19 protein-coding genes are annotated in these 25,579 nt (G+C 55.6%); 14 read left to right on the forward strand and 5 right to left on the reverse strand.

All coding sequences use genetic code 11. From position 1 onward, the window contains the following. Entirely contained in the window at positions 1–363 is a 363-nt protein-coding gene (locus DOLE_RS11635) for a hypothetical protein (RefSeq protein WP_012175679.1), read from the forward strand. Between the two features lie 121 nt (positions 364–484). Next, positions 485–1,195, forward strand: coding sequence for a GAF and ANTAR domain-containing protein (locus DOLE_RS11640; RefSeq protein WP_012175680.1), 711 nt, complete (start codon positions 485–487; stop codon positions 1,193–1,195). 164 nt (positions 1,196–1,359) lie between these two features. Here DOLE_RS11640 and DOLE_RS11645 read toward each other — a convergent pair whose 3' ends face one another. Next, positions 1,360–2,661 carry a helix-turn-helix domain-containing protein gene (locus DOLE_RS11645; protein WP_012175681.1) on the reverse strand — a complete coding sequence of 434 codons (1,302 nt, stop codon included), beginning with the start codon at positions 2,659–2,661 and terminating at the stop codon, positions 1,360–1,362. 327 nt (positions 2,662–2,988) lie between these two features. Here DOLE_RS11645 and DOLE_RS11650 point away from each other — a divergent pair, with 327 nt between their 5' ends. From DOLE_RS11650 to DOLE_RS11670, 5 genes are all read left to right on the forward strand, one after another. Next, positions 2,989–4,644 carry a glutamate synthase-related protein gene (locus DOLE_RS11650; protein ID WP_012175682.1) on the forward strand — a complete coding sequence of 552 codons (1,656 nt, stop codon included), beginning with the start codon at positions 2,989–2,991 and terminating at the stop codon, positions 4,642–4,644. 242 nt (positions 4,645–4,886) lie between these two features. Then, entirely contained in the window at positions 4,887–5,477 is a 591-nt protein-coding gene (locus DOLE_RS11655; RefSeq protein WP_041280531.1) for a hypothetical protein, read from the forward strand. Positions 5,478–5,510: 33 nt separating this feature from the next. Next, on the forward strand, positions 5,511–6,104 hold the full coding sequence (locus DOLE_RS11660) for a hypothetical protein (protein WP_012175684.1): 594 nt from the start codon (positions 5,511–5,513) through the stop codon (positions 6,102–6,104). A 439-nt stretch (positions 6,105–6,543) separates the two neighbouring features. Next, positions 6,544–7,881, forward strand: a complete 1,338-nt coding sequence (locus DOLE_RS11665) for a sodium-dependent transporter (protein WP_012175685.1) — start codon at positions 6,544–6,546, stop codon at positions 7,879–7,881. Positions 7,882–8,150: 269 nt separating this feature from the next. Next, the gene (locus DOLE_RS11670) at positions 8,151–8,369 is read left to right on the forward strand and encodes an addiction module protein (RefSeq protein ID WP_041281118.1); all 219 of its coding nucleotides are present in this window, start codon (positions 8,151–8,153) and stop codon (positions 8,367–8,369) included. A 413-nt stretch (positions 8,370–8,782) separates the two neighbouring features. Here DOLE_RS11670 and DOLE_RS11680 read toward each other — a convergent pair whose 3' ends face one another. After that, positions 8,783–10,954, reverse strand: coding sequence for a glutamine synthetase III family protein (locus DOLE_RS11680; protein ID WP_012175688.1), 2,172 nt, complete (start codon positions 10,952–10,954; stop codon positions 8,783–8,785). Between the two features lie 461 nt (positions 10,955–11,415). Between DOLE_RS11680 and DOLE_RS11685 the strand changes: the two genes are divergently transcribed. The 5 genes from DOLE_RS11685 to DOLE_RS11705 all read left to right on the forward strand — a co-directional run bounded on the left by DOLE_RS11685 (position 11,416) and on the right by DOLE_RS11705 (position 19,278). Further along, a complete protein-coding gene (locus DOLE_RS11685) occupies positions 11,416–12,747 on the forward strand; it encodes a glutamine synthetase family protein (RefSeq protein WP_012175689.1) in 1,332 nt (443 codons plus the stop codon). A 594-nt stretch (positions 12,748–13,341) separates the two neighbouring features. Then, positions 13,342–14,472 (forward strand): class II glutamine amidotransferase domain-containing protein, encoded by a 1,131-nt coding sequence (locus DOLE_RS11690; protein ID WP_012175690.1) that lies wholly within the window; start codon positions 13,342–13,344, stop codon positions 14,470–14,472. Further along, entirely contained in the window at positions 14,436–16,070 is a 1,635-nt protein-coding gene (locus DOLE_RS11695) for a glutamate synthase-related protein (protein ID WP_012175691.1), read from the forward strand. Before DOLE_RS11690 ends, DOLE_RS11695 begins: the two co-directional genes overlap by 37 nt. A 74-nt stretch (positions 16,071–16,144) precedes the next feature. Beyond that, positions 16,145–18,475, forward strand: coding sequence for an FAD-dependent oxidoreductase (locus DOLE_RS11700; protein WP_012175692.1), 2,331 nt, complete (start codon positions 16,145–16,147; stop codon positions 18,473–18,475). 245 nt (positions 18,476–18,720) lie between these two features. Next, positions 18,721–19,278, forward strand: a complete 558-nt coding sequence (locus tag DOLE_RS11705) for a hypothetical protein (protein ID WP_012175693.1) — start codon at positions 18,721–18,723, stop codon at positions 19,276–19,278. A 276-nt stretch (positions 19,279–19,554) separates the two neighbouring features. On the opposite strand, the gene DOLE_RS11710 is transcribed toward DOLE_RS11705, so the two are convergent. Genes DOLE_RS11710 through DOLE_RS11720 form a run of 3 tightly spaced genes read right to left on the reverse strand, consistent with a single transcriptional unit; the run spans position 19,555 to position 23,624 of the window. Beyond that, positions 19,555–22,062, reverse strand: a complete 2,508-nt coding sequence (locus DOLE_RS11710) for an efflux RND transporter permease subunit (protein ID WP_012175694.1) — start codon at positions 22,060–22,062, stop codon at positions 19,555–19,557. Then, the gene (locus tag DOLE_RS11715; protein ID WP_012175695.1) at positions 22,062–22,673 is read right to left on the reverse strand and encodes a Tgt2/MlaC family protein; all 612 of its coding nucleotides are present in this window, start codon (positions 22,671–22,673) and stop codon (positions 22,062–22,064) included. The genes DOLE_RS11710 and DOLE_RS11715 overlap by 1 nt, the downstream gene beginning before the upstream one ends. A gap of 3 nt (positions 22,674–22,676) precedes the next feature. Next, positions 22,677–23,624, reverse strand: coding sequence for an MlaA family lipoprotein (locus DOLE_RS11720; protein WP_012175696.1), 948 nt, complete (start codon positions 23,622–23,624; stop codon positions 22,677–22,679). 272 nt (positions 23,625–23,896) lie between these two features. Here DOLE_RS11720 and DOLE_RS11725 point away from each other — a divergent pair, with 272 nt between their 5' ends. Next, positions 23,897–24,340, forward strand: a complete 444-nt coding sequence (locus DOLE_RS11725; protein WP_012175697.1) for a hypothetical protein — start codon at positions 23,897–23,899, stop codon at positions 24,338–24,340. 26 nt (positions 24,341–24,366) lie between these two features. Then, positions 24,367–25,497 carry a sodium ion-translocating decarboxylase subunit beta gene (locus DOLE_RS11730; protein ID WP_012175698.1) on the forward strand — a complete coding sequence of 377 codons (1,131 nt, stop codon included), beginning with the start codon at positions 24,367–24,369 and terminating at the stop codon, positions 25,495–25,497. Positions 25,498–25,579: the final 82 nt, after the last annotated feature.

Below are 25,579 nucleotides of genomic sequence, written 5' to 3' on the forward strand. Positions count from 1 at the left end.
ATGCAGCCGTTATACGAAACCGCCATGGAACTAACCGGGAAACTGAAGGCGGCACGCCTTCAGGCGGCCACGCTTTCCAAAAACCTGACGGAAACCGAATACCGCCTGAAGGTCAAAAAGGCCGGAATCGAAAGGGCGCTGATCAAGCAGGTCAAAAACGAAAAGCTGCTGGGCAATACCCTTGAAGACCGCACCCGAATATTCACGCTGGCCCTGGACGCCGACACCGACTACCAGGACCTGCTCCGGCGGCATACCGACCTGACCATGGAACTGGAACAGGCCAAAATCGAGGCTTCGTTCATGCGGGACCGGCTGACCGTCACACTGGCGGCCATGAAAGCCGGTGAAGCGACAGAGTAAAAAAAGTTTAAAACCGCCGGCCCGCCTGCTTCGCATTTGACAACGTGGCGGGGGTGCACTATGGTCCGTTCTGACAGACACCCCGTTACCGGCGGCACTGCAACCAGACCGGAGAACGCACATGCCCTATTCAGATATCCAGGACGCGGACAAGTATATCAAGGCACTGGCCCAGATCAGCCGGGCCATCACCTCTGAGCAGTACCTGGAGGACATTCTCAAACTCATCGTCATGGTCACGGCAAAAGTCACGGGCGTTGAGATCTGCTCTCTGTGGATTATTGAGGAGGAAGAGGGGGAGAAAGTGATCCGGCTCAAGGCCACCCAGGCCATTGACCAGGTCTACCTTAAAAACCGCAGCCTGCGCATGAACGAGGGGGTGGTGGGATACGTGGCCACCCACAGGGTTCCCATCATCATTCCCAATGTCCTGCAGGAGCCCCGTTTCAAGGAAAAGGAGATGGCCCGGCAGCTGGGCCTGGTCTCCATGGTGGGCATCCCCATGCAGGTCCGCGACGAAGAGGTGACCGGCGTGCTCAACTGCTTCACCGCCGCGCCCCATGATTTTCCCGAAACCGAGGTCAACCTGATCACCGCCGTGGCCAACCAGGCGGCCGTTGCCATCCACAACACCAAGCTGATGGTGGATGCCCAGATTATCCGCGAGGAGCTGGAGAGCCGGAAGCTGATCGAGCGGGCCAAGGAGGTGATTGTGCGCAGGGGAAAAATGAACATGGAGGAGGCTTACCGCTGGATTCGCAAGCGCAGCATGGACACCCGCAAATCCATGCGGGACGTGGCCGAGGCCGTGCTGCTCTCCGAGGAGTTATAAAGACGTCTAAGGCGTGATGGACTCGTAAAAAGTCAAAATCCAGACGGCTTCGTAAAAAGTTCAAGTTCAAGGCGCGCAAATTCCGAGGAATGAGGCGTACTTAGCGTACGCCGCAGTGACGAGGAATGCAGCGCAACGCAGAAATTGGGCTTTTTACGAAGCCGTCAAGGTGTGGCGGTGATCCACAGCAGCCGCGCCGGCAACTTGCCCCGGTTCTCCCACTGGCTCGGCACCTCCGCCGCCAGGTAAACCAGGTCCCCTGTCTGAAGGGGCTGGGCCCCATGGCCAAGGGTCATGTGCAGTTCCCCCTCCATGAGAAACCCCGTCTCCTCTCCCTTTAATGAGAAAAAATGGCCGTCCAGCACCGCGCCCGGCTGAATTTCTATAATATAAGGAACACACTGCGCCTCCATGTCTTCGGGCATCAGCCGCCGGCACGATATCAGGCGCCGGGCCATGCCCGGCACCGGCGACGGCATGGCCTCGAATTCCGAAAACACCACCCGCGGCGCGGATCCGGCACCGGTCTGGAAAAAATAGCCCACATCCACCGACAGAATCTCCGACATCTTGATCAGCGCGGGCACGGAGGGAAAAATCTGGTTGTTTTCCACCTGGGAGATGGTGCTGGGCGTCACACCGATTCCCCTGGCAAGCGCTACCTGGGACATGCCTTTTTTAGTGCGAAGCTCCTTGATCCGCAGGCCCAGGTCCAGTGAGCCGCTGCGCATCTTTCCGGGGTCCAGGGTGACAGAAAGCCCCCTGTTCCAGTAGACCGTGGGCTGGTTGAGAATGTCAATGGCCCTCTTTTCCGCTTTGAGCACCGACAGGTAGGTCTTGCCCCGCTTCAGGGAAAGGTCCACGGCCACCTGGGTCACCTGGTTGAGCAGGGCCTTGAGCCGCCGGGAGTGCACCTCCTTTTCCACGATCCAGTAAGCAATGGTGTTGAGCTCATAGAGCCGGGGACAGGCATGGGCATAAAACTTCATCACGCTCTCTTCCCCGCCCCACATTTCCTGCATACCGGTGAGACTCTCAAAGACAAACCGGACATCCCCCCGCATGGCGCCGTGAAGGTCGTAAAAGGCGCCGGCCACCACTTCAGGCTGCTGGGGCTGGTCCACACAGACAATGCGGCATCCGGTGCTGCTGCGCTTCCGGCGGTAAAATTCCAGAAACACGCTGGAGGCTTCTCCTTTGCCGTAGGTAAAACAGTCCAGAATGGTGAGATAGCGACTGTTGGCAAGGGCGCCGAACCGTTCCAGCAAATTTTTGGGGCTTCGGTCAAAACTTACATAAATGAGAGATTTTTTCGCCTCAATGGAGGCCTTTAACAGATTTAGGCAAAACACGCCGGCCAGCATGCCGGCATCGTCATACCACACCACGTTGTCGCCGATAAATACCCCCCCCTCCAAAAGCCGGTCCAGGTCGGGGATGCCGGATGTCACGGAAGCTTGTGTCATGTGCGTCATGTCCCTGAAAAGTGTTGAATCCTGAGGTCCGGCCGTGTCATCCATGGGCCGAACCTTTGCCGCTGTTTATCATAGCAGAGAGCCGGCCTGAAAAACCAGTGTAAAACCACGTGCCGGCAAAAACAGAAAAACTTTTTTCTTGACAACGCCTGTAAGCTGATCTTATAGTGACAGTTGCTTTGTTAAGCATGGCTTAACGGGCATGGCACAACGGCGTGCCTTTATTATACCAAGGAAACGACAAAGACGTCTTTCTTCCTGAATTCGGAAGAGGCGTCTTTTTTTTTGTATCAACACTATGCATTTTAGGAGGCACACATGAGATTTGCAAAAAGCAACGATGTTCTTGGAACCGCCAACCGTGGCAACCCGGCCGAATCCGGCCTCTGTACCCTCTGCCGGGCCGACTGCCAGGGCAAATGTGAAACATGGCTCTCCAGCCTGGTGGGCCGCAAGCTGCTCTATCCCCGGGACTTCGGCGTGGTCACCGCCGGCGGCAACAACACCACCCATGTGGGCGTTTCCTATAACTCCCTGCGTATTCAGGGATACGCCTACGGCGCCCACGGCCTTTCCAAGGGCCTGACCAACGACCCGGACGACTGCATCTTCCCCAACGTGAGCATTGAGTCGGAATTCGGCAAGGCCGTTAAAACAAAAGTGCGCATGCCCCTGATGACCGGCGCCCTGGGCTCCACCTTCGTGGCGGCCCGTTACTGGGACTCCTTTGCCATTGGCGGCGCCCTGTGCGGCATTCCGGTGGTCATCGGTGAAAACGTGGTGGGCGTGGACCTGCAGTCTGAAATCGGCAAGGGCAAGGCGAAAAAAGGAAAAATCAAAAAAGCGCCGGAACTGGAGCGCCGCATCGACGGCTACCTGCGTTACAAAGACAAGTCCTACGGCGCCATTATTGTTCAGCTTAACGTGGAAGACACCCGCAACGGCGTGGCCGAGTTCGTGGCCGACAAATACGGCGACCAGTGCATCATCGAGCTCAAATGGGGCCAGGGCGCCAAGGACATCGGCGGCGAGATCCAGGTAACCAGCCTGGAATACGCCCTTTTCCTCAAGGACCGCGGTTACGTGGTGGACCCGGATCCCACCATTCCGGAAGTGCAGAAGGCATTTAAAAACGGCGCCATTCGCTCCTTTGCCCGGCACAGCCGTCTGGGCGGCACCAACATGAGCAACGTGGACCAGGTGCGGGAAGACTTCATGAGCAGCGTGGACTACCTGCGCTCCATCGGGTTCAAGCGGGTGACCCTGAAAACCGGTTCTTACGGCATGCAGGAGCTGGCCATGGCCATCAAGTTCGCCACCGACGCAAAGCTTGACCTGCTCACCATTGACGGCTCCGGCGGCGGCACCGGCATGAGCCCGTGGAACATGATGCAAAGCTGGGGCGTCCCCTCCATCAACCTTCACGCCAAGGCCCACGAATACGCCGCCATGCTGGCGGCCCGGGGTGCCGACGTGGTGGACCTCTCCTTTGCCGGCGGCTTTGCCCTGGAAGACCACATCTTCAAGGCCGTCGCCCTGGGCGCTCCCTACACCAAGCTGGTATGCATGGGCCGGGCCATCATGATCCCGGGGTTCCTGGGCGCCAACATCGAGGGTGCCCTTCATCCTGAAAAACGGGAAGCCATCTGGGGCAACTGGGACCAGCTGCCCAAGACCGTTTCTTCCATCGGCGACAAGGCCGAGGAGATATTTGCCGCCTACTTTGATGTGGAAAAACGGGTGGGCAAAAAGGAGATGAAAAACATTCCCTACGGCGCCATCGCCTTCTGCACCCTGGCCGACAAGCTCTCCTGCGGACTGCAGCAGCTGATGGCCGGCGCCAGACGATTCTCCCTGGATCAGATCCGCCGGGACGACCTGTTTGCCGGCAACCGGGAAACCGCCGCGGAAACCGGCATTCCCCATGTGTCCGATTACAACGACGAAATCGCCAGAAAGATTCTCAACGCATAACCCCGGGGGCGATCCCCAGACAACACCACAACAAAAGGCCTTCCTGGTTCAGGAAGGCCTTTTTGTTTGATGTCCCCAACGGCCACGGTGAGATCAACCATAATATTAAAGCAGTTACATTCTCCAGCCAGAAAAATAACCTTGACTTTAATCCCAGCGCCAACCTATAAAAAATACGGGGATATACAGAACCACACAATAACTTGTTATGCTGGCCCCCGAATTAAGGAAAAGCTCCAGTAATGCGTAAATTCAAAGAACAAAAAGAGTTAATTCAGTTTGCTCGAAACTTTATAGAAGATCGTCTAAACGCGCTATCAAAAGACACACAACATTGTTTGAAAGAACCCTATGCACCCTTTCCATCAATATTACTATGTTTCTCAACCATAGATATGCTTGGCGCTTTATATGCCGGTGATGCTTCAAAAAAAGCCAGAACTACCGAGCAATCAAAGCGCTATATGAAACGCTTTATGAGCTATACAAACGAACAATGTGAAATGCTAATGGAAATTTTCAGGCATAAAATTATACATCTTGCTCAACCCAAAGCTATAATTGAATATAAAGGCAAAAAAGTTACTTGGCGATATTGGCATGACAATAAGATATCCCATCTGAAATTGACCAAACTTAAAGAAAAAGTTGATATATCAGTATCATCAAACTGGGCATTAACAGCAGAATATGAATTTGCGATAAGTATAATTCATTTGGTACAAGATATAGAGAATTCAGTTTTTGACTCTGAGGGATATTTTCACTCTTTAAAAACATGTGTTGATATACAGGATAGTTTTGAAAAAGCTATATCCGAAATCTATGAATGAAAAATATCTGGTCTTAATAAGTGAGGATTAACAATGTTTGGACTATTCAAAAAAGATCCATCAAAACTGTTGAAACAAGATACTTCTGCTAAAAAATCCGGCAACATGGATGAGGCTATTTCCTTATTAAGAAAAGCCTATAAGGCTATAGCTAAGAGTGATATGAATTCTGGTGTGGATACATTTCTTAGACTCCCTTTATACCTGCAAGAGGCAAATAGAACAGAGGAAGCATGGAATGAGTTTGAAAATTTGTTAACAAAAGGATACCCAAATCAACAACCCAATAAATATCCTCAATTGCTTCCAATGGATCGTTCAACTATTTACGATAAAATGCGTTTATTTCTACAGAGGGAAGGCCGTAATGATGAAGCAGTTAAATATGGTCTTTTTTCACACCTATCTTGGGCTTCGGGCCTTTATTTGCAATCACGACGGGAGGAGTTTAAGGATTTTATTGATGCAGAAACGACTGATAACGTTGTAACGAAATTATTAAAGAAAGCAAAAAAGGCAAATTTGTCTGAAAAGGTATCCAGTTTAATAAAGCATGAGATCAAAAACGTACCAAAAATTAATTTCAAAGTCTTGGGCACTAAAGTAGATAGCGTATTAACCGAATAAAATAGCATAACAATCGCTTTCACAGCCGACCGGGCTAGCCAACGGCTACTTACAGACCTATATGGCAAGCGGTTTTATCGGGTGTTTAATACTTTATTGCTTCTTCGCGCCCGGCGAGTGAAGCGCACGTTCACCCACAGGTCCTTGACAGCTCACGCCCATGCCGGGCGTACACCACTCTGCTTCACTCTGACCGGTGTTCCGCTGCTGCGCCACTCCGGCAGATGACCAGCCTGTTGGCCCGGATATTTCACGAGTTGATCTGGCCGCGAACATGCTGTATCTTAAATGAAAACTTACAAATGTCGAAAAATTTCATGGACTGTTCGGTTAGCTGAGAAGAAAGGGGGATGCTCGTTTTTCTACGAGAGCTCAGAAAGAGCATATAGGAAGGGCTTTCTCATGGCCGACAGTGCCGCGTAAAATTGAGCGTGAATGTATGTTTCACCGTCATAAATTTGTTGAAAGTTCCCGTAAACACTGGAGTTCCGAGCCGGCATTTATTGCTTCCATGGCTGCCGCGGCGGTGGGGCTGGGCAACCTCTGGCGCTTTCCCTACATTATGGGCGAAAACGGTGGCGGCGTTTTTGTCGTCGCCTATCTGATTGCATTGCTGGTGGTCGTGATGCCTATCATGATCCTGGAAGTCGCCGCAGGACGACTTTCCAAGGGCAGTACGGTGGGAACCTATCGGGAGGTGGGCCCATTTGGCACGATCTACGGCTGGTTCGTGGTTCTGGTGACTGTTGCAATCACCAGCTATTACCTGGTGATCACGGGTTGGACTCTGGGTTATTCGGTGGACGCGATACGTGGTCAGGTGCGCGTCTTTGAAGAGTTCAGCAGTGGGTTCAACTCTCTCTGGTTCTTTATAGCCACCACCCTGCTGGCTGCGGTGGTGCTGGCGCGTGATGTGACTGCTATCGAGAAGCTGTCCAAACTCTTGATGCCGGCCCTGGTCGCAGTGGTGCTGTTTCTTGTGTATCGGGCCTCGCAGACATCCGGTTGGGAAGAGGCGAAAGATTTTTTCTTTCAGGTGGACTGGTCGCGGTTGTGGAGCGGCAAGCTCTGGGGGTTTGCTTTCGGCCAGGCGTTTTACACACTGGCCATCGGCCAGGGCTATCTGGTCACCTATGGCAGTTTCATTCCGCGGAAAACACATCTGCCCCGCGCCTGCCTGGCTGTAGCCGGGGTTGAAACCAGCATTGCGCTTCTGGCAGGGTGGATGATCTTTCCCTTTGTGTTCAGTTTCGGTATGGAGCCGGGACAGGGGTCGGCTCTTGCCTTCGAGACGTTACCGCGCGTATTTGCGCAGATGCCGGGCGGCGGCTGGCTGGCGGTCCTGTTTTTCGGGCTGTTCTTCGCCGCTGCCTTTACGTCTTCGCTTGCGGGTCTCAAAGTGGTGACTGCTGCGGTAGCCGAAGAGTTTCAGTTACGTAACACCACGGCGGTCACCGTCGTGACCGGCGTAATGCTTGTGCTGGGTACAGCCTCAGCGCTCAGCTTCACACCACTGGAGTGGCGCATCGCCGGCGAGCCGGTGTTGGATATGATAGATCGTGTCGCTGGCGGCGATGTAATCATCTTTTCCGGGCTGACGGGTGCGGCGCTGTTGTGCTGGTTTATTCCTCCGAAACGAATTCGCACTGTTCTGGGCACCGCAAATCGCTGGTGGGAGTGGCGAATCTATCTGGTTGGCCGATACCTGCCCGTGCTGGTGCTGCTGTGGGCGGTTCTTATCTTCGCTGTGAACCAGGCCCGTGGTACGGGCGGATAAGGGGTGGGGGTGCCAGCGCTTGACCGCCTCCCGTCAGGCAGCCGATTTGTCCTTGGACGGTAGTCAGGTTGAGGGCCGGCAGGGACCGCACCGGGCGCCTTCACCTGAGCTGCCGGGCCGTAGCCGAAAAGATCATGCAAACGCAGGCCGAATTTATCATGAAAAATCGAGTGGATCAGAAAACTATTTGCAACTTATGGGATAAGGCATTATTAATTAAGGTGGTTGTATCAAATCGTATATTGCATAGATAGAATTGGAGAATGTTCATGCACTTTATCATTCCATTGGAAAAAATGAGCATCGAAGATAAGCTGCAAGCGATCGAAGTAATTTGGGCCGACCTTGCCAGCACACCAGAGAATATCCCCTCCCCATCCTGGCACGCAGATGTATTACGCGCCCGGGAAAAACGCATCTCCGAAGGGGCATCCAGCTTTCTGGATATAACCGAAGCTAAGAAAGCCGTGAGGGATCTTCTTAAATGAGGGTTCAAGTACTTGATGAGGCAGCTGCCGATTTGGCAGACGGGTTTCGTTTCTATCAACGACAGGCCAACGGTCTTGGCGACTATTTCCTTGATTCATTGTGGTCTGATATTCAATCATTGAGAATCTCTGGGGGCATTCATGCCATCCACTACGGATATCATCGCCTCATTTCTAAGCGGTTCCCCTATGCAATGTACTACCGCATTGAGGATGGTGTTGCGCGCGTCCGAGCCGTACTCGACTGCCGCCGAGATCCAAAGTGGATATCGGACCGGCTCGAATAATAAATGAGCAATATTCAGATATCTTTCATCAATAAACTTCTAAAATACCCCGGAACAAAAAAGGCCTTCCCAAACGGGAAGGCCTTTTTGCGTTACAAACTATTATGACGGATACCGTGCCTCCGGTTAACGGATAAACAGCATCTCCTGATAGGTGGGAAGGGACCAGAGGTCGTCCGCGACCACGCCTTCGAGCTTATCCACCACCTGCCGGACGGTGGCCATGGCCGGCAGCACTTTCTTGCAGTACACCTTTGCCTCGGCAAGGTTGTCGCTCTTTTTGTGCCCGATAAGTGCTTCAAGGGCCTCAACACCGGCCTTTAATTCCTTTATAAGACCGGTGACCGTCTTGAGTACCGATGTCTCCCCGGTCATGTTCAGCCCTTTCATCTTGAGGCAGCTTTCGGCAAGCTCCGTCTGATACCGAACCGCGGCGGGATAAACAATTGTACGGGCCATTTCAATGGCTGTTTTCGCTTCGACCTCTATTTTGAGATTATACTGTTCCAGATACGTCTCATAGCGGCTTTTCATTTCCTTTTCCGAAAGAACGCCGTACTTACTGAAAAGCGCGATCACATCATCTTCAATGAGAACCGGCAGCGCTTCCGGGGTGGTCTTCATGTTGGGAAGCCCCCTTTTGGCCGCCTCTTTCTGCCAGGCATCCGTATAATTGTCACCGTTAAAAATAATGGCGCCGTGCTTGTCGATAATCTTTTTCAGGACCTTTTGAACCGCGGCGTTCAGCTTTGACGGATCGCCACCGGTTTCTTTTTCAAGTTCAGTTGCGATGTAATCAATAGACTCCGCGAATATGGTGTTCATCGCGACAATCGGCCCGGAAATGGACTGGTCCGAACCCACGGCCCGAAATTCGAAACGGTTGCCCGTGAACGCGAACGGGCTGGTTCTGTTGCGGTCCCCGGCATCCTTCGGGAGATCCGGCAGTGCGTCAACCCCGATTTTCATGGTACCGGGTTCTTTTGACGAGGTGGCGCCGCCTTTCTTGATCTGCTCGAAAACATCGGTGAGCTGATCGCCCAGGAAAATCGAAAGAATGGCCGGCGGCGCTTCATTGGCGCCGAGGCGGTGGTCGTTGGCGGCCGAGGCGACAACCGCTCTTAACACTTTTGCATATTTATGAACGCCCCTGATGATCGCGGCACAAAAGACGAGAAACTGCGCATTCTCATGGGGGGTCTTGCCCGGGTCAAGAAGGTTGCCCTGGCTTGCGTTCCCAAATGAATAGTTGCAGTGCTTGCCCGAACCGTTAACCCCGGCAAAGGGTTTCTCATGAAGCAGGCACTCCATGCCGTGTTTTTTGGCGATTTTCTTGAGCATCACCATGATGAGTTGCTGATGGTCTGTTGCCAGGTTCGCCGTTTCAAATACCGGGGCGACCTCGTACTGTCCGGGAGCGACTTCATTGTGTCTTGTCTTGACGGGGATTCCCAGCTTATAGAGCTCCCGTTCCACCTCAAACATAAAGGCCAGCACACGATCCTGAATAGCCCCGAAGTAATGATCATCAAACTGCTGCCCCTTGGGAGAAGGCGCCCCGAAAAGCGTCCTGCCCGTTGCCTGAATATCCGGCCGTGCGGAATGAAAATGTTTATCAATCAAAAAATACTCCTGCTCCGGCCCGCATGTCGCGGAGACGATCTTGTCTGAATGGTCCCCGAACAGCCTTAAAATCCTCTGGGCCTGCTTGTTCAAGGCCTGCATGGACCGCAGGATGGGCGTCTTTTTGTCCAGGGCCTCGCCGGTCCACGACACAAACGCCGTTGGGATGCAGAGGGTCGCGCCGTTGGGGCTTTCCATGATGTAAGCGGGGCTTGTTACATCCCAGGCGGTATATCCCCTTGCTTCAAATGTCTGGCGAAGCCCGCCGCTGGGAAAGCTTGACGCGTCCGGTTCGCCCTGGATCAGGGTTTTTCCTGAAAATTCGGCTATCGCGTTTCCGGCCAGGTCCGGCGCCAGAAAGCTGTCGTGTTTTTCGGCCGTGGCCCCTGTAAGGGGGAAAAAAACATGGGCGTAATGGCTGGCCCCTTTCTGAATGGCCCAGTCTTTCATGGCGTTTGCCACAACATCCGCAATGGAGGCGTCCATCAGGCAAAAATTTTCAACGGTCCTGGCCAATGATTTATAGATATCCTTGGGCAGCCGCTTCTTCATGACAGCCATGCTGAACACGTTCTCGCCAAACAGATCAATGGAATTTTTTTCTTTATAATCCAATGTGGCCCTGGGCGCGCCGTTTCCGTTGATTGCCGCTAACAGCTTTGATCGTCCGCTCATTGCTTTCTCCTGAGAATTTTAGTTTCCCGTTAAAATGTGGTTGATAATAAAAACCACGAACCTTGCTCTTGTATTCAGCAACTGTCATGCCAATGCGCTAAAAAAGACTATATATACTTGAAACGTCAATATTTTTCCCTTTTCCCCATTAAAATGGAAAACCACAGTACTTACAAATTTGCAGTCGTGTTTAATGAAAAAATACAAAATCGTAAGTTATCACGAAACGGGGGAATTGGCGGCCTGACAAAAAGCCGGCGCCAATACTGATTTGAAAATGTACCGGCGCTCACGGCTAAAAATTAAAGGTTGCGTTTTGCGCCGGGTAATTGATAGATATTTGTATAAGCTGCTGCTTTGCACGCTGCGCCCTGCCCCACACGGTCAATTTCCTGATATACACCCGCCCGGCAGGGGCCCGTGATAAACCCGAATAAAACCCATTGCAGGAGGAATGCATCATGATCTGTAAGACCGCGGACGATGTGAGAAAAATCGTCAAGGAAAAAAATGTCAGCTTTATCCAGTTCTGGTTCACCGACGTGCTGGGCGCGTTAAAAAGCTTTGCCATCACCCCGGATGAACTGGAAGAGGGGATTGAGGAGGGTATGGGGTTTGACGGTTCGTCCATCCAGGGATTCTGCCGGATTCATGAAAGCGACATGATCGCAAAGCCCGACCCCACCACCTTCCAGTTTGTTCCCTGGCGGGGCGAGGGAGACCGGCCCGTGGCCCGCATGTTCTGTGATATTCTTCAGCCGGACGGCACCCCCTACGAGGGCGACCCCCGTTATGTGCTCAAGCGGCTGCTCGGGCAGGTGGCGGAAAAGGGCTACACCTTTTACGTGGGCCCGGAACTGGAGTATTTTTATTTCAAGAACGACCAGGGGACCGGAATCCTCGACAAGGCCGGTTACTTTGACGCCCGGCCCATGGACATGGGCGGAGACCTGCGGCGGCAGACCATCTTCGCGCTTCAGGCCATGGGTATCCAGGTGGAGTACAGCCACCACGAAGTGGCCCCCAGCCAGCATGAGATCGACCTGCGCTACGCCGAGGCCCTGAATATGGCCGACATCACCATGACCTACCGCATGACGGTCAAGGAGATCGCCCATAGAAACGGGGTCTACGCCACCTTCATGCCCAAGCCCATATTCGGTGAAAACGGCAGCGGCATGCATGTCCACCAGTCCCTTTTCAAGGACGGGAAAAACGCATTTCACAGCAAGGATGCCAAATTCAACCTCTCTGACATCGCCAAGCACTATATCGCCGGCATTCTCAAGCATGCGCCGGAAATTGTTTCCATTACCAACCAGTGGGTCAACTCCTACAAACGGCTGGTTCCCGGTTATGAAGCCCCGGTCTACGTCTCCTGGGCCAACAGAAACCGGTCGGCCATGGTGCGGGTGCCCATGTACAAGCCGGGCAAAGAGGCGGCAACCCGCATGGAGTTCCGGGCACCCGACCCGTCATGCAACCCCTACCTGGCCTTTGCCGTGATGCTGGGCGCGGGCATGGAGGGCATCGAAAACAAGTACCCGCTGCCCGACCCCATTGAAGAGGACATCTTTGAAATGACGCCGGCGGAGCGGCACAACAAGGGCATTACCGAGCTGCCGGGCAACCTCTACTCGGCCATTCTGGAAACCGAAAAGAGCGGGCTGGTAAAAAAGGTGCTGGGAGAACATATCTTCAAGGAGTTTATCGACAATAAAAAAGTGGAGTGGGACCGTTACCGGACCCATGTCAGCACTTTTGAGCTGGAGAACTACCTGCCAAAGCTCTAGCCCGAATATTTCATGAAATTCTTCGGCGTGTATGCTGGATCGGGAAGGCTGTGAGGCCTTCTGCTGCATAATTATCCTGCGCCTTGCATCCGCGCCCGAATCAACTCGTGAAATAGCCGGATTGAAACGCCGCCGCGCGTATCGCGCCCGGTCCCGGCCAGAGAAAATACCAATCCGCCTGATGTTTGGCACAAAAATCGCATACAATCCATTAGGCTGTTTATGGCTGCTTAAAATTTACAGTGAAGTGTTGTTTTGCCTTAAATACGGGTGTGGTTTGTCTGGAATTTAACTGTAGTTGAACTTTCTTATTCAATATTTAGAATTACTAATAAATGCGGCGAAAAAACTCATTTTTTGGTAAAAGGCCGTTTGCTTTACGCGCCGCCACCGGACGCCCAGAAATATATTAATACAAAACAAAACAAATTGGTTATAGAAATAATGACATTTTTGAAACCCCGATTGCTCAAAAAATTCACATCTTGCCTGAGGTTTCAAAATCGTTATAATGCCACACGACAATTGACGCCATATGTCAATAGTAACCCGCTGAAGTCAGCGCACCGTACAAGAATATAGAAAGGCAGTCTTATGTGCCGCTTATTCGCAATCACCAGCGAAACCCCCATGACACCGATGGTGGCCCTGGAGGCCCTGGATGTCATGCGCGAAGGCCATGACGGATCCGGGGTGGGCATCTTTCTGCGGGACCTGGGCGGGCCCTTTGAAAAGATAAAGGACTCTCCCATTCTCTCGGGCATCTTCACCGACCAGGGCATCCGTCGCCTGGACCATTACATGATGGAGCACGGATTTCTCACCAAGCACAAGGTCACCATCAAGGTGCCCAAGGAACAGCCCCCGGGTGTTCCTAAAAGGGATATCTACCTGATCCGGGCCTATGAATACCCGGACAGCTGGGAAGGATGGAGCGAGGAAAAAATTTACGCCGAACTGACCCGCATCCGGCTGGAACTGGTTGAGATGGGGGCGGAAAAAGAAGACATGATCGTGTTCTCCTTCTGGCCGGACGTAATCATGTTAAAAGAGATCGGCGACCCGTTGACCGTGGCCCGGTATCTGCAGCTTGACCGGGAAGAACTCCAGGCACGGGTGATCATGGCCCAGGGCCGGCAGAACACTAACTATGCCATCAACCTGTATGCCTGCCACCCCTTTTTCCAGGGCGGATTTTCCACCATGACCAACGGCGAAAACACCGCCTTTGTGCCGATCCGGGAGTTTCTCATGTCCCGGAACATTCCCGGATACAGCGGGTTCGAGTCGGACTCCCAGGTGTTTGTTTTCATCCTGCACTACCTGTTCAAGCAGCTGGGGCTGGGCATCGACGCCTACAAACATATCATCACTCCGCTTCAGGACGATGTGCTGGCGGCCCACCCGGACCATGTGCTGCTCAAGCACCTGAAGCAGACCTGCCGCCGCCTGATCATCGACGGCCCCAACTGCGTGATCGGTTGCTTGCCAGACCATTCGCTCTTCATGGTGCAGGACAGAAAGAAGCTCCGGCCCGGCGTGGTGGGCGGCCGGCCCGGTATGTATGCCTTTTCATCGGAAATCTGCGGCCTGGACGCCGTGATTCCCAACCGGGACAAGTCAAAGGATTTTCAGCCCATGTACATGGACACCGTGGTGGTGGGTCCGGACCGCGGGGAGGTTGTCGTATGTCAGCAAACGGAAGCATTAGCCCTTCAACACTAAGCCTCAAGGACCTGCCCTGGCAGATCCTGTGGGACAAAGAAAAATGCACGCTCTGCGGCCGGTGCACGTCGGTATGCCCGGTGCGCACCCTTGAACTGGGCGTGTTCAGAAAACGGGTGGTCAAACCCAACATTCATATCAGCCACGCCTCTTCCAGCAGCTTCGAGGTGTATTACGGCATTCGGCAGCAGACCGCGCCCGCCAACGCCTGCGTGGGATGCGCCATGTGCACCCTGGTCTGCCCCAATGACGCCATTCTGCCGGTTCGCGGCGACGAGGCCGACAAGCTGATGTTCCACGTCAACCAGGGCGGCACGCCCCGGCAGCGGGGCGGACGCAGAAACGCGCCGGGCGGTATTTTAGACCGGATCAAGTTCATTCGTATCTCCATGCTCACCGACCCGGCCCTGGATGCCGGCCGTCACGAATTCGAGCTGCGGACCCTGCTGGGGCGGGTGCTACCGCCGGAGGAGAACCTTGCCCACCTGCGGGAAAACGGATGGATTCCCCCGGTGCGGGAGATCTATCCCCTGATCATCGGCGGCATGTCCTTTGGCGCCCTCTCCCCCAACATGTGGGAGGGGCTCCAGATGGGCGTGGCCTACCTCAACGAAGAGATAAACATGCCGGTACGCATGTGCACTGGTGAGGGCGGCTGCCCGCCCCGGCTCCTGCGCAGCCGTTTCCTGCAATATGTGATTTTGCAGATTGCCAGCGGCTACTTTGGATGGGACGAAATCGTCCACGCCATTCCGGAAATGAAGGTGGACCCCTGCGCCATTGAGATCAAGTACGGCCAGGGCGCCAAGCCGGGGGACGGGGGCCTGTTGATGTGGTATAAGGTCAATAAATTAATCGCCGCCATTCGGGGGGTTCCCGAGGGTATCAGCCTGCCCAGCCCGCCCACTCACCAGACCAAGTACTCCATTGAGGAGGCCGTGGCCAAGATGATCCAGTCCATGTACATGGCCTGGGGATTCCGCGTACCGGTCTATCCCAAGATATCGGCCACCTCCACGGCCCTGGCCGTGCTCAACAACCTGTCCCGCAATCCCTATGCCGCCGGGCTGGCCATTGACGGCGAAGACGGCGGCACCGGCGCGGCCTATAACGTATCCATGAACAGCATGGGCCACCCCATTGCCAGTAACATTCGGGACTGCTACCTCAACCTGGTCAAACTGGGCAAGCAGAATGAGATTCCCCTGCTGGCCGGCGGCGGGGTGGGCAAGTCCGGCAACCTGGCCGCCAATGCAGCGGCCCTGATCATGCTGGGCGCCAGCGGCGTGCAGGCGGGCAAATACGTGATGCAGGCCGCGGCCGGGTGCCTGGGGTCGGAGACAGACCGGTGCAACATCTGCAACATCGGCCAGTGTCCCAAAGGCATCACCTCCCAGGATCCGAGGCTTTACCGGCGGCTGGACCCCGAAGACGTTGCCCAGCGGATCGTGGACATGTTTTTAAGCTTTGATACGGAACTGAAAAAAATTGTCGCGCCCCTGGGCCGCTCCACGTCCCTGCCCATCGGCATGGCCGATGCCCTGGGCATCGACGATATCGCGGCCGCGGAACGGCTGCGGATCAAGTACGTGGTATAATTCAGGCCGGCATAAACAAACAGCCACCGGCTGCAAGCCGGTGGGTTTAAATCAAGCACCGGACGGTATGATCGATGAGTGACCGCTACTACAGGATATCAGGGAAAAACGAGGGCACCCGCTTAGAGTCCCGGGTGCTGGAGGAGTTGATCCAGCAGGCCGTGGAGCAGGGCCGCCGCCATATTGAGGTGGATGCCTTCGGCCAGCACGGCATCGGGGGCCGGCTCTGGAAGGCCGGCAGCGAGGCTGTGCATGTGCGAATCGTGAACCAGCCGGGCCAGCGGGTGGGGGCCATGGGATCGGCCAACACCCGGATCGAAATCATGGGCCCGGCCTCCGACGACGTGGGCTGGCTCAACGGCGGCGCCGAAATTCTCGTTCGTGGTCATGCCGGCAACGGCCTTGCCAATGCCATGGCCCAGGGCAAGATATACGTGGCCGGCAACATCGGGGCCCGGGGCATGACCATGACCAAGCACAACCCCCGGTTCGCGCCCCCCGAGGTGTGGGTCCTGGGGTCAGTGGGCGACTATTTTGGGGAATTCATGGCCGGCGGTATTGCCGTGGTCTGTGGCATTGATCCGCAGACACCGGACAACGTGCTGGGCTATCACCCCCTGGTAGGCATGGTGGGCGGCCAGGTGCTGTTCCGGGGTCCGAACAAGGGATACAGCACCGCCGACGCCAAGTCCGTGCCCATTCCCGACGACCTGTGGCAATGGTTTCTGGAAAACCTGAAAACCTTTTTAGACCGCGTCGCCCGGCCCGGACTCTTTGAACGGCTCTCCGAACGCAACGACTGGCAGTTGCTCACGGCCCGAACCCCACAGGAGCGGGGCCGCGTGGAAAAACGGTCCATGGCCTCCTTTCACAGCGATATCTGGGACCGGGAGCTGGGCGCCGGCGGCCTGATCGGCGACCTGACCGCCATTGACCGTTCCCCGATCCCCCTGGTGACCACAGGCGATCTGCGGCGGTTCGTGCCGGTGTGGGAAAACCGGGTGTACAAGGCCCCGTGCGAAGGGGCCTGCCCCACCGGTATACCGGTTCAGCAGCGGTGGGCCATGATTCGGGACGGCAGGGTGGACGAAGCCGTGGACATGGCCCTGATGTACACCCCGTTTCCGGCCACGGTGTGCGGCTATCTCTGTCCCAACATCTGCATGCAGGGGTGTACGCGCAACAATCAGGCCATGGTCCCCATTGATGTCACGCAACTGGGCAGGGCCTCCATCAATGCCAAAGCGCCGGTGCTGCCGGAAAAAAACGGAAAAAAAGTGGCGGTTATCGGCGGCGGACCGGCCGGCATCTCGGTTGCCTGGCAGCTGCTGCAAAACGGCCATGAGGCCGTTGTATATGACACATCCGACACCCTGGGCGGCAAGATTGCGGCGGTGATTCCAGAGACCCGTATTCCCCGCGAAGTGCTCTCCGCCGAGCTGGACCGGATTCGCAAGGTCATTCCCCACGTGCGCCTTGAAACGGCCCTGGACCGGAAAAAAACCGAACAGGTAAAAGCCGAATACGATGCCGTGGTGGTGGCCACCGGCGCGTGGAAGCCCCGGACCCTGCCGGTGCCGGGAAAGGAGCGCATGATAGCGGCCCTGGATTTTCTTGCCCGGGCAAAGTCCGGGGGCATTGTGCCCGGAAAACGGATCGTGATCATCGGCGCTGGCAACGTGGGGTGCGACGTGGCCACCGAGGCCCACCGCCTGGGTGCCGAGACCATCACCCTGATTGACGTGCAGAAGCCCGCCTCCTTCGGCAAGGAACGGGAGGAGGCCGAAGCGGCAGGCGCCCTGTTCCGCTGGCCCGCCTTTACTCAGGAAATCACGGACCGGGGTGTGGTGCTGGACAGCGGCGAACTCCTCCCCGCCGACACCGTGGTGATCTCCATCGGTGACGCGCCGGATACCTCTTTTCTGCCGGCATCCGTGGAAACCGAGCGGGGATTTGTCAAGGTCAACGATTTTTTTCAGACCTCGGATCCGGCCGTCTTTGCCGTGGGCGACATTGTCCGGCCCGGCCTGCTCACCGACGCCATCGGCGCCGGTCGCAAGGCCGCCGCAGCCATTACCGACCTGCTGTCTGGAGAGGAGCACCGGCCCGACATGCGGACCGTTATCGACAAAAAACGGGTAAGCCTGGAATATTTCGATCCCCGCCTGACCGGGTTTGACGGTATGGACCAGTGTGGGGCACAATGCGCTTCCTGCGGCAACTGCCGGGACTGCGGCATCTGTGTGACGGCCTGCCCGCAGTCCGCCATATCACGAGCAGAAAAACCAGACAGCGGCTTTGCCTACGAAGTGGATGAAACCCTGTGCATCGGCTGTGGATTCTGCGCCGGAGCCTGTCCCTGCGGCGTATGGGGACTTGTGCCCAACACCGAGCTGTCCGCCTGATTATCGACCCGATCTCTGTTTGCGGGACATACAAATAAGACTTGATCCGGACCGGGCAGGGACTGTTCCCCGTGCCCGGTTCCTGTTTTGATTTCAGGTTCTGTCGAGTCCGATACCGATTTCGATGCTCATGTCCCGAAAAACAGTTGCGTCTCCCAACCGCCTGGAAATCCACACGTGCCTTGCCTCTCTCCCTGTTTTCTGATATGACCGGACAATATCAACCCACAGGAGGAGAAGCGGCCATGATCCATCTTTTTGACAGGTTTCTCTGGCTGTTTGCAGGGGTATTGGGGACCCATATCGGACACTTTGTCTATCAGACCTATTATGCCGAAGACTTTTCCAGAGCCACTTTGTCCCAGTCCATCGCCATGGTTTTTGAAGATATATTGAAGGTCATTGTCCTTTTTCTGGACAAGGTCCTTCCCTTTCTGGTGGCCCACCAGAACGCCATTGTTATTGTCCTGGTCTTTTTGATCGTGATGCTGATTTTGCTGGTGGGACTGCGCATGGCCCTGAAGCTGAAAGGCAACCGGGAAATAGAAAGGAGAATAAAGGAAGCCGAGCTGATCATGGAAAGTGCGAAAAAGGATGCCGAGACAAGACTGGAAGAAAACAAGCAGCTCAAGGAGCGGCTCATTCAGGAGTTCAAGAAAAAAGAGATCACCCTCAACAACACTCTCAATGAAAAACTCGCCGAATACAAAACCCGCATAAAGAAACTGGAAACCGAGCGCATGGAGTTGAAGACCATTGCCGGGGAACTGATGCAGAAGGTCAAAAAGGGCAGGCCCGCCTGACACGCCTTGCCGCTGCCGGCAAATCCATGATCCCCGAGCCCGGACGGATGTCTGCGATATCCGCCCCCCCGTTTTCTCAGCCACAGCACCCTTTTTCAGCCCGGATATGTCACGGGCTGCTTTGGCCGCAGAAACATTGTAGGGGCACCCCCTGTAGTTGCCCATCAATGGGCGAACACAAGGTTCGCCCCTACTGTATATCCGCGAATGTCCCGCAACACAGTCCCGCCAATGGCGGGACCAGGACGACTCGTCCGAAGGGTAAAATATTGGAGGTTAGGCGGTTTCCGGTCCGAAGGGCCGAAGCTTTATGATCAGCTGCGGCAGCAGGGTCAGGGCCGCCATCAGGGCAATCAGCATGGCCAGACCGGTGAGCAGGCCAAAGAGAATCGTGGGGATGAAATTGGACAGGGCCAGAATGGAAAACCCGATGATGATGGTGATGGAGGTATAGTACATGGCATAGCCGATGGTATCGTGGGACCGCTCCATGGCGGTATAGTAACTGCCGGTTGCCGCAAACTCCTCCCGGAACCGGTGAATGTAATGAATGGTGTCATCCACGGCAATACCCACGCTGATGGAGGCAATGGTGATGGTCATCATGTCCAGCGGGAACCCCAGCCACCCCATCACTCCCAGCACCACGGCAATGGAGAGCAGGTTGGGAACAATGGCGATCACCGAGACCTTGAAGGAACGGAACAGCACCAGGAACATGCCCATCAGGGCGATCAGCACCAGTCCCAGGGTCAGTATCTGTGAGTCAAACAGGCTCTGGAGCATGTTGTTGTAGAGCACCAGCATACCGGTGAGCCGGGCCTGGCCCGGCGCAAATCCCAACTTTTCAGTCAGGTCATGATCGATCTTTTCCAGCAGCTGATTTCTGCGCAAAGATGGCGCGGTGTCGACAATGCGCACCATCAACCGGGCCTGGTTCTGTTCCACCGACACAAAGGGATCAATCAGCTGCTCTTTGTACTGGTCGGGCATTTCGTTGTAAATCAACGGCAGTTCAAAGCTGTCCAGGGGCCGGCCATTGTTCAGCCGCTGGGCCACCTTGAGCATGGTGCCCAGGGAGAGGACCTTGCCGGTGACCGGCAGGCTTTCCATGTAGTCATGAACCGCCATAATCCGCTGCATGCGGTGTGGCGTAAACCAGTACTGGGCCTCCTGGGTATCGGTTTCAAACTCTTCAAACATGTCAAACGTATCGGCGGCGGTATCCGCAGCCGCGCCTGTTCCTGCAGGAGTGTCATTCCCGTCCGCCGGGAAATCGATGATCACATCCAGGGGCGTGGTGCCGCCCAACTGCTGGTCGATCACCTTCATGCCCTGATATATCTCGGTTGAAGACTTGAAGTAATTAATAAAAGCGTTTTCCACGGTAAGCCGGGAGATGCCGACCACGCTGAGCGCCAGTGCCCCCAGGCTGACCAGGAGTATCAGGGTGCCGTGAAAACGGGTGAACCGGGCCGTGCCGACGGTGAGCAGGCGGCCTCCCGCAGAAACCGGGGGCGGCGGTGTTTTGGGCAACAGGGAGAGCGCCACCGGGAAAAACAGAAAGGTGATCAGCAGGGAGACCACCAGTCCGCCCACCATCATCCAGCCGAAGGTGATCACTGGCTTGATGTCGCACAGCACCAGGGAGGCGAATCCGGCCATGGTGGTGAGCGTGGTGTAGATACAGGGTCTGAGCTTGGACCGCACCGTTTCCATGACCAGCTCTTTCTGGTCGGCATCGGGCTGCTCAGTGAGCAGTTCCCGGTACCGGACGATCAGGTGAATGGCCACGGCCATGGTGATGATCAGCTGCAGAGAGATAAAATTGGAGGAGATCACCGTGACCTTCCAGCTGAAAAGCCCCAGCAGCCCCATCATGGCCACCACGGCAAACACGCAGCAGAGCATGGGCAGCACCACCCAGCGAATCCGGCGAAACACCAGGCCCAGAACCCCCACCAGCAGGCAGAAGACGCCGGCGCCGAAAATCTTTAAATCGTTTTTGATGAACTGAATCAGGTCGCTGGCGATCATGCTCACCCCACCCAGGAACAGATCGGCGTCCGCCTCGTGGGCCGCCATGATGGCCCGAATTTGGGCTATCAGCTCCCGGTTGTCCCGGGTATACGCCTTTCTGGCCTCCAGCACCGTTTTTTCCAGGCGGCGCAGGGTATCGTCCTCTTCCGGCGAAAGGCCTGCCTCCCGCTTTTTATTGCCCAGCCGGTCCCGTTCCATAACCAGGTCGATATAGTCCTGATCAACTTTCAGGTTGATCTGAATGCCGGTGGTCTTTAAATCCGGGCTCACCAGCATGCGCTGGTACAGGGGGCTGGTGGACAGCTCCTTTCTGGCCAGATCCAGGTCCACACCCGGCGACACAAGTGTGGGCAGGCTGCCGGCCAGCTCCTTGATGGCCACCGGTGGGCTTTCCAGCAGGGGCACATCCAGCAGGGTGACCACTGAAGCCACCGGCGCCAGGGCCGCCAGCCGGTCCCGCAGGGCCGCTATATCGGCCAGCACACCAGGAGACAACAGGTCGGCCCGCGGTGTGTAGGCGATAACCAGAAAATCCCCGATGCCGTAACGGTCCGTTATCTCACGGGCGTATTGAATGTCTTCATCGTGTTCGTTGACCAGGGTGTCGGCGGAGGCGTCGATCTGGAAATTCCTGGAAAAACAGGCCAGCACCGCGATACACAGCACAAAGCAGACCAGCATCCGCCAGGGGTGGCGCAGCAGAAAGGTGTAGAATCGATCGACCAGCGGCATCAGTCGGGGCATTATTCCGTAACCGGTTTTTTAAGTTCGGTAAACAGGTCTTCCACTGTTCCGTTTTTCAAAATGGCATTAAACTGGGCCATGTAACTCTTGATGAAGCTGACCCCCTCCACCTCCACGTCATAGACCTTCCAGGCATCATGAGCGGAATAGAACTTATACAGCACCACCACGGTCTTGTTCTCTGTCATGATGTTCATGGCCGCGTAAACCTTGTTGCCTTCAAGCACGGCCTGTTCATAGGTCACCTGCTGATCGGAGTAGAGGGCGGTCTTGTCAAGGTAGGAGCGTTTGAGCCGGTCGACAAAAAGGTCGACAAACTCGGCCTGCTGATCAGCGGAAAGTTTTGACCAGTGCTGCCGGCCCAGGGTCAGCTTAGCCATCAGGGGAAAATCGATGACCGGCTCGATGATAGACATGATCCGGTCCTGCTTTTCAGCCTGCGCCAGATCGGTGTTTTTCAGCACGACCAGAACAGCGTCCAGCCGGTCCTTCAGAAGGGCCTCCACCTGACGGGTCCTCTCATCTGTCTCCTGGGTCGCGGCCGGCAGAACCGATAAAACAGTAATGGCCATCACCAGGCCGAAAACCAACACTGAAAAAAAATGTCTCATGGTCTATTCCTCTATCTTTTTTCTCCGATACTGTTCATATCCATCCCGCATCAGAATATACAGGTCGACGGCATCTTTTGTAAGTGCCTCGTACTGGCCGAGTCGAAGGGATGTATCGTTGATGGTCCTTACTGCGGAAATCGCCAGGGACGTATCCGCATCCTCCAGGTAGGCCACGGGGTTTAAGAACCCATCGGCCACCCTGCCCACCGTATCCCGCACGTTGGACGGGCCGAACACGGGCAGCACCACGTGAAATCCGCCGCCCAGACCGTAACGTCCCAGGGTCTGGCCAAAATCCTCATCACACGGACCAACCCCCATCCACTGCTGGGCCGGGTCCCACAGGCCGCCGATGCCCAGGGTAGTGTTAATCAAAAACCGCGCGGTCTCCACGCCGGTACTGTGCACCTTGCCCTGCAGGGCATTGTTGGCAAACCGTACCGGGAACCCCAGGTTTTCAAACGCATTGCCGATGCCGCGCCGCACCGGCTTCGGCATCACCACCTTATATCCCCGGGCCATCGGTTTTAACACCCAGTAGTAGAGCCGGTCGTTTACCTGGGTCATCACCCGGTTATAACCGGACAGGGGATCAAACACGGGAGGCTGTTCCGGTGCATCAAACTCGTCAAACTCGTCAAAATCACCGAAATCATCATCGGTATCAACGGTTCCGGTGTCGACGGTATCTCCTGCCGCATCTTCTGATGGCAAAGGCGCTGGCGGCGTATCCACGCCATCCTCCCCGACGGGGCCGGTGTCCGGCTCCACGTCGATGTCGCAGCCCGGCGCAGCCGGACTTTCAAGATAAAAACCGGACGATTCAAGCTTGAGATCAACAGTATCAACCACTCCATAGCAAGGTGAAGCCAATACAAAAGCCATCACCGCCGATATCAGAACCGTCCATATAAATGCCTGTCCAGGTCCGCTATCGCCTTTTTTCATGAAGTTGTCCCTTCTGCCTGCCGATGGTAAAAAAGTCCTTATCTCTTACCACCGTTTACGAATAAAAAGCAAGTCTGAACCGCCTTTTTACCGGCCTTCACAAAGACGACAGCACCACGGGCCGGACAATCGATTGCCCTGTCCCTGTTCCCTTTTCTGATTTTTCTATTGACACCCTACCCGGTTTATGGATTAAAAGTAGAGTTTTCTGTATGGCTTTTCACATAGAATCGACTCCATACTGTTATGTTTATTAAAGGAGGCTTGTCTTAATGGATCCGGCCACACTGTTAACCCTGTTCAGTTTTGACCGCATCGCCGAACAAAACGGCTGGGCCATGGCGGCCCTGGGCATTACCATCGACATTTCCTGCCTGGCGCTTCTCTCATTTATTATTTCCCGGGTACCGGCCATGATCGCCTTTTCAGAACGGGTCGGAGGGGCTTTCAGGAAAAACAGCCTCCCCATTGTAGAGCAACCCGTCACCACGCCTCTGGCGGTTCCGGAGCATGATTTCTCCGTCGAAGGAGCCCGCCGGATCGCCGCCGTGTACAAGGACTGTGCCAGGCAGCTGGGGTCGTCTTTTCAACTGTCCGACCTCTACCGGGTATCCCGGGAAAAAGGGCTGCCCCACCCCCACCTGACCATTAAAACCCTTCGCGAGACCGGACTCCTGGTGACCGGGAGCGAGGGCCGCTTCACGTGGAACCTGTAACCCCATGACTGCCGAATAGGTGCGCCATGCTTGACCTGACCCTGAACTTTCTTCACAACACCGGCTTTTTCCTTGCTGATGAACGCTACGTGCTGATGCTGGCCATCGGTTGTCTTCTGGTTTACCTGGGGGCCGCCAAACGGTTCGAGCCCCTGCTGCTGATTCCCATCGGCCTGGGGGTGATCATCGGCAACATTCCCTTTTTCGAGGGGTTCGGCCTGGGCATCTACGAAGACAACAGCGTGCTGCACTATTTATACTTCGGAGTCACGTCCGGTGTCTATCCCTCCATTGTCTTTCTCGGCCTGGGCGCCATGACCGATTTTTCCTCCCTGCTGGCCATGCCCCGGCTCATGCTGCTGGGCGCGGCAGCCCAGGTGGGTGTGTTTTTCACCCTGCTCTCGGCCCTGGGCCTGGGTTTTCTGCCCAACGAGGCGGCCTCCATTGCCATTATCGGCGGTGCCGATGGTCCCACCTCCATCTTCCTGACAGCCAAGCTGGCCCCCCACCTGATCGGCCCCATTGCCATTGCGGCTTACTCATATATGGCCCTGATTCCGGTGATCCAGCCACCCATCATGCGGCTGCTCACATCCCGCAAAGAACGGCTGATCCGCATGCCCAACATGCGGGAGGTCTCCAAAAAAGAGCGAATGATCTTTCCGGTGGTGGGTATCATGCTCTGCTGCCTCACGGCGCCGGCGTCGATCCCCCTGCTGGGGCCCTTCTTTTTCGGCAACTTTTTAAAGGAGTGCGGCGAGGCCGAGCGACTGGCCCAGAGCGCCCGAACCGTTATCATGGACGCGGCCACCATTTTTCTCGGCATGACCGTGGGCGCCAGCACACAGGCCAACGTGTTTCTGACCCCCAAGTCCGTCGGCATCTTTGCCCTGGGCGCCGTCGCCTTTTCCGTGGCCACAGCCTCGGGCATTATCTTTGCCAAACTCATGAACCTCCTTCTAAAACAGAAAATCAATCCCCTGCTGGGGGCCGCGGGCGTGTCGGCCGTTCCCGGATCGGCCCGGGAGGTTCACATGATGGGACAGCACGAGGACAAAGGCAACTATCTTCTCATGCATGCCATGGCGTGCAACTCCTCGGGCGTCATCGGCTCTGCCTGCGCGGCCGGAATTTTGTGGAGCTTCATGGTCGGCTAGCCTGACCGGGGCATGCGCGTGCAGGGGCCCTACGGACACAGTGGCTGCCGGGCGGCTTCACACCTCCTTGACTTTCGTAAAA

It is taken from the genome of Desulfosudis oleivorans Hxd3 (assembly GCF_000018405.1).
GTDB lineage: Bacteria > Desulfobacterota > Desulfobacteria > Desulfobacterales > Desulfosudaceae > Desulfosudis > Desulfosudis oleivorans.